The organism is Lacrimispora sp. 38-1 (genome assembly GCF_049890855.1).
Lineage (GTDB): Bacteria > Bacillota > Clostridia > Lachnospirales > Lachnospiraceae > Lacrimispora.
In genome coordinates this window covers 103084-121091 of sequence record NZ_JBANEW010000055.1, presented here as the reverse complement: position 1 = coordinate 121091, position 18008 = coordinate 103084, and the positions used below count along the sequence as shown (strand labels likewise).

At 44.3% G+C, this 18008-nt stretch carries 20 protein-coding genes; all 20 read left to right on the top strand.

Features of this window, described 5'->3' with window-relative positions; all coding sequences use genetic code 11:
• Positions 1-328: 328 nt before the first annotated feature.
• The 20 genes from spoIIIAA to spoIVB all read left to right on the top strand — a co-directional run bounded on the left by spoIIIAA (position 329) and on the right by spoIVB (position 17940).
• Positions 329-1336, top strand: a complete 1008-nt coding sequence (gene spoIIIAA, locus V7D18_RS14685) for a stage III sporulation protein AA (RefSeq protein WP_426155122.1) — start codon at positions 329-331, stop codon at positions 1334-1336.
• Complete coding sequence (locus tag V7D18_RS14680; protein ID WP_426155120.1) at positions 1329-1859, top strand: stage III sporulation protein AB; 531 nt, start codon at positions 1329-1331, stop codon at positions 1857-1859. The genes spoIIIAA and V7D18_RS14680 overlap by 8 nt, the downstream gene beginning before the upstream one ends.
• Before the next feature lie 10 nt (positions 1860-1869).
• Entirely contained in the window at positions 1870-2064 is a 195-nt protein-coding gene (spoIIIAC, locus tag V7D18_RS14675) for a stage III sporulation protein AC (RefSeq protein ID WP_013273849.1), read from the top strand.
• 8 nt (positions 2065-2072) lie between these two features.
• A complete protein-coding gene (spoIIIAD, locus tag V7D18_RS14670) occupies positions 2073-2459 on the top strand; it encodes a stage III sporulation protein AD (protein ID WP_426155118.1) in 387 nt (128 codons plus the stop codon).
• Between the two features lie 14 nt (positions 2460-2473).
• Complete coding sequence (locus V7D18_RS14665; protein WP_426155116.1) at positions 2474-3649, top strand: stage III sporulation protein AE; 1176 nt, start codon at positions 2474-2476, stop codon at positions 3647-3649.
• Positions 3650-3654: 5 nt separating this feature from the next.
• Complete coding sequence (locus V7D18_RS14660) at positions 3655-4332, top strand: stage III sporulation protein AF (RefSeq protein WP_426155114.1); 678 nt, start codon at positions 3655-3657, stop codon at positions 4330-4332.
• On the top strand, positions 4286-4918 hold the full coding sequence (locus tag V7D18_RS14655; protein ID WP_426155112.1) for a stage III sporulation protein AG: 633 nt from the start codon (positions 4286-4288) through the stop codon (positions 4916-4918). The genes V7D18_RS14660 and V7D18_RS14655 overlap by 47 nt, the downstream gene beginning before the upstream one ends.
• Before the next feature lie 15 nt (positions 4919-4933).
• The gene (locus tag V7D18_RS14650; RefSeq protein ID WP_426155110.1) at positions 4934-5806 is read left to right on the top strand and encodes a SpoIIIAH-like family protein; all 873 of its coding nucleotides are present in this window, start codon (positions 4934-4936) and stop codon (positions 5804-5806) included.
• Between the two features lie 76 nt (positions 5807-5882).
• Entirely contained in the window at positions 5883-6269 is a 387-nt protein-coding gene (locus tag V7D18_RS14645; RefSeq protein WP_097003041.1) for an Asp23/Gls24 family envelope stress response protein, read from the top strand.
• 154 nt (positions 6270-6423) lie between these two features.
• Entirely contained in the window at positions 6424-7851 is a 1428-nt protein-coding gene (locus V7D18_RS14640; RefSeq protein WP_426155108.1) for a sensor domain-containing diguanylate cyclase, read from the top strand.
• A 104-nt stretch (positions 7852-7955) separates the two neighbouring features.
• Positions 7956-8399, top strand: coding sequence for a transcription antitermination factor NusB (gene nusB / locus V7D18_RS14635; protein ID WP_426155106.1), 444 nt, complete (start codon positions 7956-7958; stop codon positions 8397-8399).
• A gap of 2 nt (positions 8400-8401) precedes the next feature.
• Entirely contained in the window at positions 8402-9688 is a 1287-nt protein-coding gene (xseA, locus tag V7D18_RS14630) for an exodeoxyribonuclease VII large subunit (RefSeq protein ID WP_426155104.1), read from the top strand.
• Positions 9689-9702: 14 nt separating this feature from the next.
• The gene (gene xseB / locus V7D18_RS14625) at positions 9703-9918 is read left to right on the top strand and encodes an exodeoxyribonuclease VII small subunit (RefSeq protein ID WP_426155102.1); all 216 of its coding nucleotides are present in this window, start codon (positions 9703-9705) and stop codon (positions 9916-9918) included.
• Positions 9905-10792: a polyprenyl synthetase family protein gene (locus V7D18_RS14620; protein WP_426155220.1), complete on the top strand. Its 888-nt coding sequence runs from the start codon at positions 9905-9907 to the stop codon at positions 10790-10792. Before xseB ends, V7D18_RS14620 begins: the two co-directional genes overlap by 14 nt.
• Positions 10793-10807: 15 nt before the next feature.
• Positions 10808-12709, top strand: a complete 1902-nt coding sequence (gene dxs / locus V7D18_RS14615; protein WP_426155100.1) for a 1-deoxy-D-xylulose-5-phosphate synthase — start codon at positions 10808-10810, stop codon at positions 12707-12709.
• Between the two features lies 1 nt (position 12710).
• A complete protein-coding gene (locus V7D18_RS14610) occupies positions 12711-13526 on the top strand; it encodes a TlyA family RNA methyltransferase (protein ID WP_426155098.1) in 816 nt (271 codons plus the stop codon).
• A gap of 11 nt (positions 13527-13537) precedes the next feature.
• Complete coding sequence (locus V7D18_RS14605) at positions 13538-14395, top strand: NAD(+)/NADH kinase (RefSeq protein ID WP_426155096.1); 858 nt, start codon at positions 13538-13540, stop codon at positions 14393-14395.
• A gap of 12 nt (positions 14396-14407) precedes the next feature.
• Positions 14408-14857 carry an arginine repressor gene (gene argR / locus V7D18_RS14600; protein ID WP_097003032.1) on the top strand — a complete coding sequence of 150 codons (450 nt, stop codon included), beginning with the start codon at positions 14408-14410 and terminating at the stop codon, positions 14855-14857.
• Between the two features lie 12 nt (positions 14858-14869).
• A complete protein-coding gene (gene recN / locus V7D18_RS14595) occupies positions 14870-16540 on the top strand; it encodes a DNA repair protein RecN (RefSeq protein ID WP_426155094.1) in 1671 nt (556 codons plus the stop codon).
• Positions 16541-16665: 125 nt separating this feature from the next.
• Entirely contained in the window at positions 16666-17940 is a 1275-nt protein-coding gene (spoIVB, locus tag V7D18_RS14590; protein ID WP_426155092.1) for a SpoIVB peptidase, read from the top strand.
• Positions 17941-18008: the final 68 nt, after the last annotated feature.

Here is an 18008-nt window from a genome sequence, read left to right as displayed (position 1 = left end):
ACACGATATTAGTGTATTATAAAGATATCCAAGAGATCAAAAAGTATTTCCATTTTGCACAAAAAGAAACCCCAGAGACTGCCATCTCTGGGGTTTCTTTTAGGCTAGCTGTTTTTATTTTTTCGCGTTAAGTCTACAAATTTTTCCATAAAAGGGGAGTTCTGCTTTTTAGAGCTGCCCTTTTATGGATCGAATTCAATATTTAAAATAATATTTCCAGAAACAAAAAGAAGTACTGTCACGACGCTGGCAATTGTCAGAGACAGTACTTTTTTTAAGTCATAATTTGTCCCACTTTTCATATATTGAGGTAAGAGGAGGGATGAGAGTGGAGAGAAAAGACGAGCTGATCAATCTGTTTTCCAGAAACATAAGAGAAATCTTAAACCAGGTGGCATTAAGTTTTGACGAAGTCCAGGAAATAAGGCTCCGTGTGGCCGCCCCTCTTATGCTGGTGTACAAAAACGAAGAGTATTATTTAACCGGATCCGGGGATATCAGCAAGAAACTGGAAGATGCATATATTGTCTCAAAAAACGAATTGAAGGAAACCATGGAGTATATGAGCAATTACTCTTTGTATGCGTTTGAAGAAGAACTAAAGCAGGGCTTCCTTACTGTACAGGGGGGCCACAGGATTGGAATCGCAGGCAAGACAATTCTTGATGAGTCCGGAATAAAAACCATGAAATACATATCATTTATTAATATCCGTCTGTCCCATCAGGTGAAGGGCTGCGCTACCCCCATACTGCCTTTTGTTTATAAGAATCACAGGGAGGTATGCCATACACTCATCATTTCCCCGCCCAGATGCGGAAAAACCACACTCTTAAGAGATTTAATCCGGCAGATATCAGATGGCTCCGCTGAATTTAAAGGCATGAATGTGGGAGTGGTGGATGAACGGTCCGAGATCGGTGCCTGTTACCAGGGAGCACCGCAGAATGACCTGGGAATCCGCACCGATATTTTAGACTGCTGTCCCAAGGCAAAGGGAATGATGATGTTAATCCGCACCATGTCCCCCAGAGTGATTGCAGTGGATGAAGTGGGAAGCAGAGAGGACCTGGATGCCATAGAGTATGTGATGAACTGCGGATGCAAACTGATTGCGACGGTACACGGCAGCTCCATAGAGGACTTAAAACAGAAGCCGGTACTTCGAACCCTTTTAGAAGAGCGGATTTTTGAACGGTATATTGTCTTAAACAACTTAAGTAAAATCGGAAACATTGACCAGATTTTTGATTCCCGGGGAACGCAGATGTATAAGGCAGATAAAGTTATGACCGGAGTCCGGCAGGACAGGCAGGAGAGCAGGGCTTATGGGTAATACATGGTTGAGAGTGACAGGGGCAGCCCTTGTAATACTATCCTGCTCCGGTCTTGGTTTTTATATGGCGGCTCAGTGGAATGAGCACTTAAAAACCGTGGAGCATTTAAGAAAAATGATATTTCTTTTAAAAGGAGAGATCGTCTATGCCAATTCTCCCCTGGCAGAAGCCTTTGAACGGACAGGCAGGAAAGCCGGTGGGCAGATGGGGGATTTGTTTTTAAAGGTATCACAACGATTAATGGGACAAAGAGGAGAAAGCTTTTACGGTATCTGGCAGGAGGAAATCGACGGGCTTTCAAAAGAGGTATGCCTTTCCGGTGAGGATAAGCAGAATTTAAAGGGGCTGGGTGAGCATCTGGGATATTTGGATACCGGAATGCAGGAAAGGACAATCCTTCTTTATCTGGAGCAGCTGGATCTGACAATCGGTTATTTAAGAAATCATAAGCAGGAAAAAAGCCGGCTTTATACAAGCCTTGGTATCATGGGCGGTTTATTCCTGACCATAGTCATGTATTAAGGAGGATAGCATGGGAGTCAATTTGATATTTAAAATTGCAGCAGTTGGAATCCTGGTTTCCGTCATCTGCCAGGTATTAAAGCACAGCGGACGGGAAGAACAGGCATTCTTAACAAGCCTGGCAGGGCTCATCCTTGTGCTGTTCTGGCTGGTACCTTACATCTATCAGCTGTTTGAATCCATTAAAAATCTGTTTGCATTGTAGGTGAGAATATGACAGTTGTATCCATAGCTGTTGTAGGGATTGTGGCAGTGCTTCTGGCTGTTTCCCTGAAAGGAATGAAGGGGGAATACGGAACCTTTCTGGTCCTTGCGGCAGGGCTTTTTATCTTTTTTTATGGAGTGGGGAAGCTTGGTACAATCCTTGATACCATGAAAGAAATCCAGTCCTATATAAAAATCAACAGCGTTTATCTGGCCACCCTGGTAAAGATGATCGGAATTACCTACATAGCAGAGTTCGCATCAGGAATCTGCAAGGATGCGGGCTACGGTGCAGTAGGAACCCAGATTGAAATCTTTGGAAAGCTTTCCGTACTGGCAGTCAGCATGCCGATTCTCCTGGCACTGATTGAGACACTTCAGGTATTTTTATCATGACAGGAGGGAGGGCCATGAAAAGAAGGTTTTTATTTCTTCTTAGTATTCTGTGTTTTCTTCTTCCCTGCAGCCTTTCCTGGGGAGCAGAGGTTCCGGCCAGAGAGCAGGAAACAGAGGTTACCCAGGAACTTGATCTGGACCAGTATGATTTGACCGACATTCAGAAATTTCTGGATCAGAGAAATGGGAATCAGGGGCTTGATCTTTCTTTTCAGGATTTAATGAAAAGTCTTATGGACGGAAAGCTGAATGAAGTGTTAAGTCAGACTGGAAGCGCACTGAAGAAAATGCTGATGGGCGAAATTGAAAGCAGCGGGCATATGATGGGGCAGATTCTTGTGCTGGGCATCATTGGGGCAGTTTTTTCAAACTTTTCCAGCGTGTTTACAGGCAGCCAGATTTCCGAAACAGGATTCTTTGTTACCTATTTATTATTGTTTACTTATCTGGCGGCCAGTTTCTTTACCAGCATCACCATTGTCAGCAATGTGGTGGGACAGATACTTGGATTTATGAGAGTTCTGATGCCTGCGTATTTTCTTGCGGCAGCATTTGCAGGAAGCAGTGCAACGGCTGTGGCCTCCTATGAGTTTACCCTGGTCATTCTTTCCGCAGCCCAGTGGCTCTTAGGGTCTGTTCTATTGGCAGTGATCCGGGTATACGCTCTTTTGGTCATGGCAGGGCATATCGCAAAAGAAGACATGCTCTCAAAGCTGACAGAGCTGATAGAACAAGTGGTTTCCTGGAGCTTAAAGACCTTGGTGGGAGTGGTACTCGGCTTTCAGATGATCCAGTCCATGGTGCTGCCTTATGTGGATTCGTTAAAGACAGGGGCTTTTCAGAAACTGGTGGGTGCAATCCCCGGAATTGGCCAGGGAGTCAGTTCTGTAGCCCAGATGGTGTTAGGTTCCGGCGTACTGATTAAGAATACCATTGGAGCAGCCGGTATCCTGATTCTTCTGATTCTCACCATTGTTCCCATTTTTAAGCTTGTTGTTTTAATGTTATTTTATCAATGCGTGGCAGCCCTTTTGCAGCCGGTGTGCGATAAACGAATTATTTCCTGTATTTCCGATATGGCAAAAGGACATAAAATGCTTTTGTCAGTTGCTGTATCCGGAATGATTTTATTTATCGTTACCATTGCGCTTGTGTGTGCTTCTACCAATGTAACCTATTATTCAGGGTGAATGGCATGGATCAATTATATGAGTGGATCAGAAATATAACTTATTATCTGATTTTTATAACAGTGGCAGAAAATCTGCTGCCTAATAAAAAATATGAAAAATACATCAAATTTTTCGCCGGCATGGTTCTCATTCTCCTTGTATTAAAGCCCGTTACAGGAGGCTTAAGACTGGATGACAGACTGGCCTACTCATTTGAAGCCATCAGCCTGAAAAAAGAAGCAGGTGAATTATCAGGAAAAGTTTCAAAGATGGAGGAAACAAGGCTGGAACGCATGATATCCGGTTACGAGAAAGCGGTGGGAACTGATTTGGAGACAATGGCTGAGACGGCAGGATTTTCCTGTAAAAAAACCAGTGCAAAAATTAACAGTGACCAGGCCAGTGACCGTTTTGGCCATGTGGTAAAGGTTTCCCTTGTGCTCGCATCCGGAAAAGAAGAGATGGAAGCAGAGGAGGCAGCTTCTGTTGGCAGCAAAATTGATCCTGTTAAGAAGGTTGAAGATGTAAAAGATATTAAAATAACGGTAAAAGAATCGGATCAGAGTGGCGAAAAAATGCCGGAAGACGGAAAAAAAGAAGAGCAGAAAGAAAATTCCAGTCTTTCTGGTCTTAGAAGGAGGATTGCGGAATATTATGGTTTGGAAGAACAGGATATTGAAATTCAAATGGAAGATGGGTAAGGATAAATGGCTGATCCTGCTGGCGGTTGGAATGATAATCCTGATCCTTACATTTCCGTCCGGTCCGGGAATTGCAAATAAAGTGGAAAAAACTGCACAGAAAGAAAATAAGAAGCAGGCCACTTTACAGCAGGGGATTGTAACACAGCCTGCAGACGGAGATGCTGCCGCTTCCGTTTCAGCTGAACGGACCTATGAAGAAGAGATGGAAGCCAGGGTGAAGAAAATATTAAAAACCGTGGATGGAGTCGGTCAGGTGGATGTGCTGATTGTATTAAAATCTTCTGAGGAAAAGGTATTAAGGGTGGATAAAGACAATTCCAGTTCTTCTACCGAAGAAAATGATACATCCGGAGGATCGAGAAAAATTACAAGCGCGGAACTAAAGGAGAGTACCATTCTTACCGGCCAGGGGGAAAATACGGCTCCCATTGTGGAGAAAGAAATACGTCCGGAAATAGAAGGAATTATCATCAGTGCCCAGGGCGGAGGCAGTCCTACGGTAAAAGCTGAAATTTCCAGTGCCATGGAAGCATTATTTAACCTGCCCCCACATAAAATAAAAGTATTAAAGAGGGTGGAATAAAAAGGAGTGTCAGGTATGAAAAGTTGGAAAACAAGCAATGAACCCAATGTCCCGAAAACCCCAAAGAAAATGGATATGAAGAAACTGTTTCGAAGAAACCAGATTATCATTACAACTCTGGCAGTCATGATCGCTGCCGCCGGATATTTAAATTATGCCGGAAAGCAGGAAGCAGCCTCAGGAACCGATGTTTATGAAGCAGGAGCGACTGACATTTCCGAAGAAGACATTTTAGCAGAGAACCAGGCGTTAAATGGCAGTGATTCCAGCAAGGATATCGCCAGTCTGGATCAGGATGCCGAAGATATTGACAAACTGGCAGCAGCCGAATCTGCGGGCAGCGCAGATAATGCAGCAGCCGGAGGTACACAGGTAGCGGCAGAGAACCAGACAGCGGAAAGCCTTGCAGCTGGTGAGACCCAGGCGGCAGCAGCCGGTGAGACCCAGGCAGTAGCAGCCGGTGAGACCCAGGCAGCTGATACAGGTCTTGATAATCCCGGAGAAGCTGTTTTAACCAGCGGTATGAACGTAGCAGATTACATATCCAGCGTGCAGTTAAACAGAGAACAGGTAAGGGCAAGAAACAAAGAAACTCTGATGAATTTAATTAACAATCCGAATATTGAAGAGGCCGCAAAGCAGCAGGCCATTCAGCAGATGATTGACATGACAGCAATTGCCGAAAAGGAAAATGCCGCAGAGACCCTTCTCCTTGCCAAAGGCTTTGCCAATCCGGTTGTCAGCATCTCAAACGGAAAAGTTGATGTAGTCATCAATGCAGCCAGCATTACAGATCCCCAGCGTGCCCAGATTGAAGATATCGTAAAGAGAAAAACTGAAGTTGGAGCAGAGAGTATTGTCATTACTCTGATGAAACTGGAGGAGTAAAAAGCCTTTGCAAACAGTTGACAATTTTGCTATAATGATTTCAGAATCCAGAAATACGAAACAGGAGGGAATCGAAGTGGCAGAATTGGAAAACAGAAATACTCACAAAGTATATGAAAAAGATAAAATCGGTGAAGTACAGATCGCAGATGATGTTGTGGCTATCATCGCAGGTCTTGCAGCAACAGAAGTAGACGGAGTGGATTCCATGGCAGGCAATATCACCAACGAACTGGTGGCGAAGCTGGGCATGAAAAACTTATCCAAAGGTGTCAAGGTGGAACTGACAGAGGAACACGTTTCCGTAGATTTGTCCTTAAACATAAAATATGGTTACAGTATCCCTTCCGTCAGTGAAAAAGTTCAGGAAAAGGTGCAGAATGCCATTGAGAATATGACTGGTCTTTCTGTTCTTGATGTGAACATCCGGATTGCCGGAGTAGCACTGGAAGAAAACAAATAAATTCATATTTTGCAGCGGGGAGAACCGGTCATTCGGTCCATCCCCGCTGTTTTTTTAGTGAAAAGATGAAATTATCCTTGTAATGGAATAGGACAGGATTTATAATGGACCATATTGTGAGTCGAAAGATTCTTAAGGACAGGTGTTTTTTTATATGATGAATCGTAGAAACGGGGGGCACTATCCACCGAATTTGCTGATCCTGGCAGGTCTTGTGATGTCGGTGATTATCGGAATCTGCGTTTTGAATTTCTACTATTTTCATGAAGTGGAACGGAGTCTGTTTTTGCAGACCCATAGAGATTTAAAACAGGAGAACGACAAAGCACTGAATTATATTGAATCCATGATGCAGACAAAATTCGAATGGCTGGAATTGTTTGCGGTTTACTGTGATCTGCCAGATGGCTCAGGGAACGAGCGGTGGTGGGAGCAGGTACAGGATTACGAAAAAGAGGATTCCCGGTTTGGCGTCGCAGATGCGTCAGGAATTCTTTACTATGGAAATCGTGAAACTCAGGATATTTCTTCCCGTGACTATTTTAAAAAAGCGTTAGACGGTGAAAAAAATGTATCCGGATTGCTGAAAGGAAGCTTTCAGGGCAGGGACAGTGTGGTTTTGGCTGTCCCCATTATCAGAGAGGGCACTGTAAAGGGTGTGGCATGTCTGGAATTGTCTGCAGATAAGCTGAAGCAGTATTTAAGTGATACAGACTTAAGCCGTTACGGGGCCAACATGATATTTAAAAAAGATGGAGAGATTCTGATTTCCTGCACAGCGTGCGAGAACCAGATTTCTCTCTTTGAAATGCTTAAAACCAGGCAGTTTGGACCGGGACAGACGTTTTCTGAGATGGAAGCCGGGATTAACGGCAGCCAATCCGGTTATATTACTTATTATGAGAATGATTACAGACGGCTTCTTTACTATCAGCCCATGGGAATTAATGACTGGTTTATGGCCACCTTTGTAGAGACAGAAGGATATGAAAATACCTTTCATCAGATCAAGTCCCTTTCCGCAAAATTCATTGCAGGATCGACCTTCCTGTTGTTTTGCGGGGTTGTACTCACTCTTTTAATTGTTCATACCAGAAAGAAAGAGGAAAAGCGGCTGCAGAAGGATTATCTCACCGGAGTTTATACCAGAGAGACGGCAAAAAAACTGGTGGAGCACGGACTGAAGGCCGGAGGAAAAAACCGCTTCTATGCATGTATGTTCCTTGACATCGATGATTTTAAGAAAATAAACGATACCTTTGGTCACCATAAGGGGGATCTGGTTCTCGTTCAGGCAGGGCAGATTTTAAATGCCTGCACGAGACAGGAGGATGTGATCGTCCGCTTCGGAGGAGATGAATTCTGTATCTGGCTCTATGGAATGAGAGGAAGGAAACAGCCGGAAGCCATTGCCCAGCGCATTATTAATGCGTTCCATATCTCCGGAAAGGTCCATGCAAGCATTGGAATTACGCTGATCGAAGAGGAGGAAACTGAATACGATGCGATTTTAAGACGGGCGGATCAGGCATTATACCAGGCAAAGGGAAAAGGGAAAAACCAGTATGCTGTTTATAATTAAGCCTCCCATACCGGCGTACAAAAGTTTCTATTGTATAAAAAACCCTGTTAAGGTATAATAATTCCAAACGTCCAGCAAAATCACCAATAGGAGGACCATGGTAAATGACCAGAAGTAAAATGCGTGAACACTGCTTTAAGATGCTTTTCTGCGCTGATTTTCACCCCGCAGAGGAGAAGCTTTGGCAGATTAATCAATATTTTGAGGAACCAAAAGAGGATGATTTCAATACGGAAGGTGTAGAAGAAATTGTTCATGACGTAGATATGAGTGAAGAGAATTCTGCCATTTTAAAAGAAAAGACAGAGGCAGTCATGAATAAAATTCCGGAACTGGATGAAAAGATCAATGAAGTGGCAGAAGGCTGGAAGACAAAGCGTATGGGAAGAGCGGAGTTAACCATCCTGCGTCTGGCACTTTATGAAATATTATTCGACGAAGATGTGCCGGAAAAGGTAGCCATCAACGAGGCAGTAGAACTGGCTAAAAAATACGGCGGGAACGAAGCTCCGGCTTTCATTAACGGAGTTCTGGCAAAGCTGGTGTAATTATGGCAGGTGTTTATTCCGTAACCCAGATTAATGCTTATATTAAAAATATGTTTGCCCAGGATTTTGCACTGAACCGGATTTCCATCAAAGGGGAAGTGTCCAACTGCAAATATCATACTTCCGGTCATATATATTTTACCTTAAAAGATAAAGCCTCTTCTATTTCGGCAGTGATGTTTGCCGGATCCAGGAAAGGTCTTTCCTTTCATCTGGAAGAAGGACAGCAGATCGTTGCAAAGGGAAGCGTTGAGGTCTATGAGAGGGACGGAAGATACCAGCTTTACGCCCAGGAGATTACGAGAGAAGGAATGGGAGATTTATACGAACGTTTCTTAAAGCTTCGTAATGAACTGGAGGAGATGGGGATGTTTTCCCCTGAATATAAAAAAGAAATTCCCAGATATGCAAGGCGTGTGGGAGTGGTGACTGCCCCCACAGGCGCTGCAATACGGGATATTATGAATATATCCGCCAGGCGGAACCCCTTTGTACAGCTTTATCTTTACCCGGCTCTTGTACAGGGAAACGGTGCTGCAGAAAGCATAGTAAAAGGAATTGAAATGTTAGACCAGAAGGGACTTGATGTTCTAATTGTGGGAAGAGGCGGCGGATCGATCGAGGATCTGTGGGCATTTAATGAAGAATCTGTTGCCAGGGCAATTTTTAACTGCTCTGTGCCGGTAATTTCAGCAGTAGGCCACGAAACCGATGTGACCATAGCAGATTATGTTGCGGACATGCGGGCGCCAACCCCTTCGGCAGCTGCAGAGCTTGCAGTGTTTGATTACAGACAGTTTAAAGAACAGTCGGACAGCATCCGGTATACGTTAAGAACCATGATGGACAGGAAGCTGGAACGCTGCCGTTTTTCCATCAGACAATATGAATTAAAATTAAAGTATTTTGATCCAAAACGGAGTATTCGTGAGCAGCGGCAGCGGCTTCATGATCTGGAAGAGAAGCTAAGAAGCCTGACTCTTCGTCAGATTGAGGCTGAACGGAGGTATCTTGATGAATCAGCTTTTCTTATGAGCCAGCTCATTAAGAAGCAGACGTTACGGGACAGGCACAGGCTGGAACTGCTTGCCGGACGCCTTCATGCCTGTTCCCCACTGGGGAAAATAGGCGGCGGATATGGTTTTATCACTGATTTACAGAATAGGAAAATTGACTCCGTTATACAGGTAGAGACCGGGGATACTCTTCGTCTTAAACTGCGGGATGGAATGATTGAAACTGTAGTATCAGAGGTGGAATCATCAGAAGTGTCAGAAGCAGACAAATAAGGAGAATTAAGCTTATGGCAGTAAAAAAAGAAAGAACCATTGAAGAGACCTTAAAAGATTTGGAGGAGCTGGTCAAAAAGCTGGAAAGCGGAGAAAGCTCTTTAGAGGAATCTTTTGAGTATTATGAGGCAGGCATGAAGCTTGTCAAGTCCTGCAATGATAAAATAGATAAAGTGGAAAAAAAGATAATTGTACTGGAGGAAAACGGTGAAGAACATGAACTTTCATGAAGAACTGTCCGGACGGACCAATGAAGTATGGAAGATTGTGGAAAGCTTCCTTCCAGCTGTAGAAGGATACCAGAGTACCGTTCTTGAGGCGATGGATTACAGCATGCGGGCCGGAGGAAAGAGGCTGCGCCCCATGCTGATGCAGGAGACATACCGTCTTTTCGGAGGAACGGGAAAAGAGATAGAGCCCTTTATGGCGGCCATAGAGATGATTCATACCTCTTCTCTGATTCACGACGATCTCCCGTGTATGGATAACGATACCCTGCGCAGAGGACTTCCTACTGCATGGGTGAAATTCGGATATGATATGGCAGTGCTTGCAGGTGACGGTCTTTTGATTTATTCCATGGAGACGGCAGCGAAGGCACTTAACTTTTCGGACAGGCCGGACCGGGTTGCCGCAGCTATGGGAATTCTGGCGCAAAAGACTGGAATATTCGGCATGATAGGCGGTCAGACCGTTGATGTGGAACTGGCTGGAAAGCCGATTCCAGGCGATAAGCTGGACTTCATCTACCGGTTAAAGACGGGAGCACTTTTAGAGGCGTCCATGATGATCGGAGCGGTGCTTGGCGGTGCAGGGGAAGACGAGTTAAAGGCAGTGGAAGAGATGGCATCTAAAATCGGACTTGCATTTCAGATTCAGGACGATATTTTAGATGTGACAAGCGATGCAAAGACTTTGGGAAAACCCGTATTCAGTGATGAAAAAAATCATAAAACCACCTATGTAACATTGGAGGGAATGGAACAGGCGAAGAAGGCTGTGGAGAGAATTTCTGAGGAAGCAGTTGCCTGCCTTCAAAAGCTGCCGGGAGAGAACGGCTTTCTGGAAAAACTGATCCGGATGCTGGTTTACCGGGAAAAATAAAGGATCTGAAAAAATATGATACTGGAACTGATTAACGGACCTGACGATATAAAGAAATTCTCCAGACAGGAGCTGACGATTTTAAGTCAGGAAATCCGTGATTTTTTAATAGAAAAAATAAGTACAACAGGCGGTCATCTGGCCTCTAATTTAGGCGTGGTGGAGCTGACCATGGCAATTTATCTTGCTTTTAATCTGCCAGAGGATAAGATTGTCTGGGATGTGGGGCATCAGTCCTATACTCATAAAATCTTAAGCGGAAGAAGAATGGAATTTGATGAACTGCGCCAGTACGGCGGCATGAGCGGTTTCCCAAAGCGTAAGGAAAGCCCCTGTGATGCCTTTGATACCGGACACAGTTCCACTTCTATTTCTGCCGGACTTGGACTTGCCCAGGCAAGAGATGTGCTGGGAGAAAATCATTTTGTTGTTTCCGTAATCGGAGATGGTTCCTTAACAGGAGGAATGGCTTACGAGGCTTTAAATAACGCAGCCCAGATGAAGAAGAACTTTGTTATCATTCTGAATGATAATAATATGTCCATTTCCGAAAATGTGGGCGGCATGTCCACCTATTTAAACAGCATACGAACCGGCAACGGATATCTGGATTTAAAAAAACACGTAACCAACACGCTTTCCAGAATTCCGGTTATCGGCGAACAGCTCATTGATAAAATCAGCCGGACGAAAAACGGAATTAAACAGCTTCTGATTCCCGGAATGCTGTTTGAAAATATGGGGATTACCTATTTAGGTCCGGTAGACGGTCATAATATCAAGGCTTTGACAAGGACCTTAAGAGAAGCAAAGAATCTGGATCATACCGTACTGGTTCATGTGATAACCAAAAAGGGAAAAGGATATGCCCCTGCAGAAAAAAATCCATCCAAGTTTCACGGAGTGGAGCCCTTCAATATCCTGACAGGCAGGCCCAAAAATGAAAAGAAGAATTTAAGCTATACAGATGTGTTTTCAAAGACCATCTGCCGTCTTGCGAAAGACGATAAGAAGATTGTGGCTGTTACCGCTGCCATGCCTGACGGAACCGGATTAAAACGGTTTTCCAGTCTGTACCCGAACCGCTTTTTTGATGTGGGGATTGCAGAAGAGCATGCGGTGACTTCTGCGGCGGGAATGGCAGCAGGCGGTTTAAAGCCGGTAGTGGCTGTTTATTCTTCATTTTTGCAGAGAGGCTTTGACCAGGTGCTGCATGATGTGTGTATTCAGAATCTCCCGGTGGTATTTGCGGTTGACCGGGCAGGGCTTGTGGGCAGTGACGGAGAAACCCATCAGGGAATCTTTGACCTTTCTTTCTTAAGCGCCATACCCAATATGAGTATATTTGCACCGAAAAACGACTGGGAGCTGGCAAAAGGGCTGGAATTTGCATTTTCCCTTGACAGTCCCATCGCAGTGCGCTACCCGAGAGGAACCGCCTATCAGGGGCTGGAAGAATTTAAAGCCCCTATTGAATATGGAAAAGGCGAAATCATTTATCAGGAAAAGGATATCGCCCTTCTGGCAGTGGGAAGTATGGTAAGCACGGGCGAGCACGTAAGGCAGAAGTTAAAAGCGGAAGGCTGGAACTGTACTCTTGCAAACGGACGCTTTATCAAACCCTTTGATAAAAAGCTGATCGATGATCTCGCGAGCAGCCACTGGCTGATTGTGACCATGGAAGAGAATGTTCTTCAGGGCGGGTTTGGCTGCCTGATCAACGGTTATATACATGAGCACTATCCTGATGTAAAGATATTAAACATCGCCCTTCCGGATGCATATGTGGAGCACGGAAACGTTTCACTGCTGCGAAAAGGACTTGGGATTGACAGTGATTCCATAATCTGGCGCATGAAGAAGGAATATTTAGATATGGAACGCCAGAACAGGGAATGGAAGGATAAGATGAATTGAAATGAAAGAACGATTGGATGTGCTATTAGTAAAACAGGGACATGCAGAGTCCAGGGAAAAGGCAAAGGCCATCATCATGTCGGGAATCGTATACGTTGACGGTGATAAGGAGGACAAGGCAGGTTCCACATTTGAGGAAACATCAGTCATTGAAGTGAGAGGCAGCACGTTAAAATATGTGAGCCGCGGCGGGTTAAAGCTTGAAAAGGCCATGACTCATTTTGACGTCACGCTGGAGGGGAAGGTCTGTATGGACGTAGGCTCTTCTACCGGCGGATTTACAGACTGCATGCTTCAAAACGGCGCTGTTAAGGTCTATGCCGTGGATGTAGGGCATGGACAGCTTGCATGGAAGCTTCGCAATGATGAGCGGGTGGTCTGTATGGAAAAGACCAATATCCGTTATGTAACGTCTGAGGATATTAAGGACAGGATTGAGTTTTCTTCCATCGATGTATCCTTTATCTCCCTTACCAAGGTACTTTTGCCGGTTAAAAATCTTCTTACGGAAGAGGGACAGATCGTCTGCCTGATCAAACCGCAGTTTGAAGCAGGCCGTGAAAAGGTAGGCAAAAAAGGTGTGGTAAGAGAAAAATCCGTACATCTGGAAGTGATCCGGTCGGTGATATCCTATGGAATCAGCATTGGATTTGAGGTTCTTCACCTGGAGTTTTCTCCCATCAAGGGTCCGGAAGGAAATATCGAATATCTGCTCCATTTAAAAAATCATCCGGACGGGGAGAGCTTTTTGGAATACAGTGTAAATCCTGAAAAAGTGGTGGAAGAAGCTCACAAAGACTTAAGCGATGGCAAATAAGGAGTCTTAGAATGAAACATTTTTACGTAATCATGAATCCGGATAAAAAGGGAGCCCGGGAGACCGCGGATCAAATCCGGGAATTTCTCACTGCCAGGGGGGCAGTCTGCCTGATGGGCAGAGGAGAAAAGGTAGAATGGCAGGCAGGAAAGCATTACACCGATTCAGCCATGGTGCCGCAGGAAACGGAATGCGTGATTACTCTGGGGGGAGACGGAACTTTAATTCAGGCAGCCAGAGACTTATCCGGACGCAATCTTCCCATTCTTGGGATTAACAGGGGAACTCTGGGCTACTTAACCCAGGTATCCAGGACCGAAGACATTGAATCAGCCCTTTTGGCCCTTTATTATGATGACTATAAGCTGGAAGAGCGGATGATGTTAAGCGGGAGTGCATTCCGCAACGGGAAAGAGATTTACCGGGATATCGCTCTGAATGAAATTGTCATAACAAGAGGCGAATACTTAAAGATGCTTCAGTTTAAGGTGTTTGTAAACGGAGAATTCTTAACGGAGTACAGAGCAGACGGGCTCATTGCAGCAACTCCCACAGGTTCTACTGCCTACAATTTATCTGCAGGAGGACCGATTATCGTACCTGATTCCAGAATGCTGGTGCTCACACCCATCTGTTCCCATGCGCTCAATGCCAGAAGCATCGTGCTTTCTGCAGAAGACAGGATACGGATTGAAATCATTGGGCAGGAAGGAATCAGCCAGGCAGCGGTGTTTGACGGAGATTCAGCAATCAGTCTTTTGCCTGGAGACTGGATCGATCTTGGGCGCGCTGAGATCAAAACGGTATTGGTTAAATTAAAAAATTTATCATTTTTGGATAATCTTCGAAACAAGATGGCCGGTATTTAAGGAGGTGACAGGATGAAACTGGAAAGACACAGCAAAATAGTAGAACTGATCGGAAAATATGAGATTGAGACTCAGGAAGAACTGGCGGATTATTTAAATCAGGCCGGTTTTGCAGTAACGCAGGCGACCGTATCCAGAGATATCAGGGAGCTGAAGCTGACGAAGGTGCAGTCAGAATCCGGAAAACAGCGTTATATGGTGCTTCAGAATCAGGGATCTTTCAGCGATAAATACATACGAATCTTAAGAGACGGTTATTTATCCATGGATATGGCACAGAATATACTGGTAATCAAGACGGTATCCGGAATGGCAATGGCGGTAGCTGCAGCCCTTGACGCCCTTCATTTCAGTGAAATGGTAGGCTGCATTGCAGGAGACGATACCATCATGTGTGCCATCAGGACTGTAGATGATACCATATTGATGATGGACAAACTGAAAAAACTCGTTACGGGATAAAGGAGGCAAGCCATGCTTTCAGAATTACACGTAAAGAACTTAGCATTAATTGAAAAAGCCGATGTGGAGTTTAAAGAAGGACTCAATGTCTTAACCGGTGAGACTGGTGCCGGAAAATCCATTATCATCGGCTCGGTAACCATTGCCTTAGGAGGCAAGGTGCCGAAGGACATGATCAGAAATGGGGCGGAGTATGCCTACATAGAGCTGATTTTTACAGTCAGCGATCCGCGCAAGATTCATCTGTTAAAAGAAATGGATGTATATCCGGACCAGGACGGCATCGTTATCATTTCAAAGAAAATCATGCCGTCAAAAAGCTTAAGCAAAATTAATGATGAAACTGTAACTGCAGGAAAACTGCGGGATATCACCGGTCTTCTGATCGATATTCATGGACAGCATGAACATCAGTCTTTACTTTACAAGTCAGTACATCTTGAGATCCTGGATCGTTATCAGGAGAAAAAGTCCCATGAGCTAAAACTGAATATTGCAGAGACTTATAAGGAATATGTGCGGTTGAAGGACCGCCTGGCGTCGTTTCAGCTTGATGAGGATACCAGACTCCGGGAGATGGATTTTATCCGTTATGAGATAGAAGAAATTGAGAATGCCGGGCTGAGAGAGGGAGAAGAGGAAGAACTTTCCTCCAGGTACCGTCTGTTTCTTCATGGAAAAAAGATCATGGAAAGTCTGTCTGTAGCTTATGACGCGGTGAATTCAGATGTGACAGGACGGGCATTAAAAGAGGTGGAATCGGCTGCAGCCTATGATGAACGTCTGCTGACAATCAGAGACCAGCTTTATGATGTGGATTCCATCTTAAGCGATATCAATCATGAGATCGCTTCTTATCTGGAGGATTTGTCTTTTGATGAAGAAGACTATCAGAAAATAGAAGAGCGTCTGGATTTAATCCATAATCTGGAAGCAAAATATGGAAAAGGTGCTGATTTGATTTTCAAAAATCTGGAAGAAAAGAAAATAAGACTGGGTGAGCTGGAAGATTATGACCGTTTAAAACAGCAGACAGAAAAAGAGATTCTTAAGACTGAGGATAAACTGGAAGGTTTATGCGGACAATTATCTCATATGAGAAAAGAAACAGCAAAGGAACTTACTGAAAAAATCAAGGAAGGCCTGCATGATTTAAATTTTATTGATGTAAATTTTGATATGGAGTTTGGCAGACTGGATCATTATACGGGCAATGGGTTTGATGAAGCGGAATTTATGATCTCCGCCAACCCCGGAGAGGCCTTAAAGCCTTTAAAATCCGTAGCTTCGGGGGGTGAGATGTCAAGAATCATGCTGGCTATCAAAACCGTTCTTGCCGATTCTGATGACATCCCAACCCTGATTTTTGATGAAATTGATACCGGCATCAGCGGCAGAACCGCACAGAAGGTTTCAGAGAAGCTTTCCTATATTGCAAAAAATCATCAGGTAATCTGCATCACCCATCTGCCTCAGATTGCAGCCATGGCTGATGCTCATTTTGAAATTAAAAAATCGGCAGAGGCTGGTAAAACCACCACAGGAATCCATGCACTGCATAATGAGGAAATGGTGGAAGAACTTGCAAGGCTTCTTGGCGGAGCAGAGATTACGGACGCAGTAAGAGAGAATGCCAGAGAGATGAAGCGTCTTGCAGCCGAAAAAAAGTTAAAAAAGACATAACTGGTCCAAACACCAGAATTAAATGAATTCAACTAAAATATAACAGAGTGTTTTTACCGAATTCTCACATACTATGAAAGGAGTCAAAAAATTGTCTCCTTTATTCTTCTAAGGAGGTATGTGAGATGGCAAAAAAGAAATTTCATAAACTAATTGTAAGGGCGTTCTGGATCAGCCTGATCTTTTGTATCGGTTTTACCTGGTTCTATATGAAAAGGGTCATTCCGGACAAATTGAACATCGTTGCAGCAGAAGAAGAACAGTTTCATTTCTCCATGCCTTTTGATGTGACGCTGCATTCCGACAGCGAGGAAGTGGTGCTGAAAAATAGTTCCAACATTCCTTCTGATCAGATTCACTTACAGGTGAATCAGCCGTTCTCCCTGTATTCAAAGAATCTGGGAAGCTATAAGCTGGGATTAAAGCTGTTCGGCTGGATACAGTTAAAAGATATTCAGGTAAATGTAGTAGATACCAAATACGCTGTTCCATGCGGCACTCCGGTGGGAATTTATTTAAAATCAAACGGAGTCATGGTAATCGGTACTGGAGATGTAACAAAAAAAGATGGAATGGTTGTGGAACCCGCTTTTGGAGTTTTACAGTCAGGGGATTATCTGGAATCAATCAATGGAATCGCCCTTAGCGACAAGGAAACACTGATGAATGAGCTGAATAAACTAGGCGGTTCTGAAGCAGTTTTAAAGGTGAGAAGAGGCCAGGAAAACATTGATATTAAGATGAATCCCATAGAAACGGAGGACGGAACCTATAAACTGGGAGTCTGGGTTCGTGATGACACCCAGGGAATCGGAACCATGACTTATGTGGATATGAACGGACAATTTGGAGCGCTGGGTCACGGAATCAGTGACAGTGATACCGGAAATGTTGTTCAGATCACAGAAGGAGCTCTCTATGAAACAGCAATTCTTGGAATTGAAAAGGGGACGTTTGGAAAGCCGGGTGTGATGAGCGGAATCATTTATTACGGTCCGGGATCTAATCTGGGTGCAATTAAAGAAAATACAGAAGAAGGAATATTCGGTACGGTAAATGAACGGTTTAAGCAGAGCATAGCCCAGGACGCTGTACCCATCGGTTACAGACAGGATGTAAAGAAGGGAAAAGCCTATATACGAAGTGATGTATCCGGAAAAGTACGGGATTACGAAATTGAAATCCAGCGGGTAGATTATTCCACAACGCATAAAAGCAAGGGCATGGTAATCAAAGTCACGGACCCCGATCTTCTGGCACTGACCGGGGGAATTGTTCAGGGTATGTCCGGAAGTCCTATCATTCAGGATGGAAAGCTGATAGGAGCTGTTACCCATGTTTTTATACAGGACTCAACAAGGGGCTACGGAATCTTTATAGAAAATATGATCAATCATTGACAGAAAGTGGCAGGAAAGAAAAGGACAGAATCGTAAGTAGCCTTACGGTGCCGTCCTTTTTTTTCAAT

What these genes read in the sequence shown, in the direction of transcription:
- V7D18_RS14680 (WP_426155120.1), top strand. Translation starts at nt 1,329, where the DNA reads ATGGGTAATACATGGTTGAGAGTGACAGGGGCAGCCCTTGTAATACTA.
- spoIIIAC (WP_013273849.1), top strand. Translation starts at nt 1,870, where the DNA reads ATGGGAGTCAATTTGATATTTAAAATTGCAGCAGTTGGAATCCTGGTT.
- spoIIIAD (WP_426155118.1), top strand. Translation starts at nt 2,073, where the DNA reads ATGACAGTTGTATCCATAGCTGTTGTAGGGATTGTGGCAGTGCTTCTG.
- V7D18_RS14665 (WP_426155116.1), top strand. Translation starts at nt 2,474, where the DNA reads ATGAAAAGAAGGTTTTTATTTCTTCTTAGTATTCTGTGTTTTCTTCTT.
- V7D18_RS14660 (WP_426155114.1), top strand. Translation starts at nt 3,655, where the DNA reads ATGGATCAATTATATGAGTGGATCAGAAATATAACTTATTATCTGATT.
- V7D18_RS14655 (WP_426155112.1), top strand. Translation starts at nt 4,286, where the DNA reads ATGGTTTGGAAGAACAGGATATTGAAATTCAAATGGAAGATGGGTAAG.
- V7D18_RS14650 (WP_426155110.1), top strand. Translation starts at nt 4,934, where the DNA reads ATGAAAAGTTGGAAAACAAGCAATGAACCCAATGTCCCGAAAACCCCA.
- V7D18_RS14640 (WP_426155108.1), top strand. Translation starts at nt 6,424, where the DNA reads ATGATGAATCGTAGAAACGGGGGGCACTATCCACCGAATTTGCTGATC.
- nusB (WP_426155106.1), top strand. Translation starts at nt 7,956, where the DNA reads ATGACCAGAAGTAAAATGCGTGAACACTGCTTTAAGATGCTTTTCTGC.
- xseA (WP_426155104.1), top strand. Translation starts at nt 8,402, where the DNA reads ATGGCAGGTGTTTATTCCGTAACCCAGATTAATGCTTATATTAAAAAT.
- xseB (WP_426155102.1), top strand. Translation starts at nt 9,703, where the DNA reads ATGGCAGTAAAAAAAGAAAGAACCATTGAAGAGACCTTAAAAGATTTG.
- V7D18_RS14620 (WP_426155220.1), top strand. Translation starts at nt 9,905, where the DNA reads ATGAACTTTCATGAAGAACTGTCCGGACGGACCAATGAAGTATGGAAG.
- dxs (WP_426155100.1), top strand. Translation starts at nt 10,808, where the DNA reads ATGATACTGGAACTGATTAACGGACCTGACGATATAAAGAAATTCTCC.
- V7D18_RS14610 (WP_426155098.1), top strand. Translation starts at nt 12,711, where the DNA reads ATGAAAGAACGATTGGATGTGCTATTAGTAAAACAGGGACATGCAGAG.
- V7D18_RS14605 (WP_426155096.1), top strand. Translation starts at nt 13,538, where the DNA reads ATGAAACATTTTTACGTAATCATGAATCCGGATAAAAAGGGAGCCCGG.
- argR (WP_097003032.1), top strand. Translation starts at nt 14,408, where the DNA reads ATGAAACTGGAAAGACACAGCAAAATAGTAGAACTGATCGGAAAATAT.
- recN (WP_426155094.1), top strand. Translation starts at nt 14,870, where the DNA reads ATGCTTTCAGAATTACACGTAAAGAACTTAGCATTAATTGAAAAAGCC.
- spoIVB (WP_426155092.1), top strand. Translation starts at nt 16,666, where the DNA reads ATGGCAAAAAAGAAATTTCATAAACTAATTGTAAGGGCGTTCTGGATC.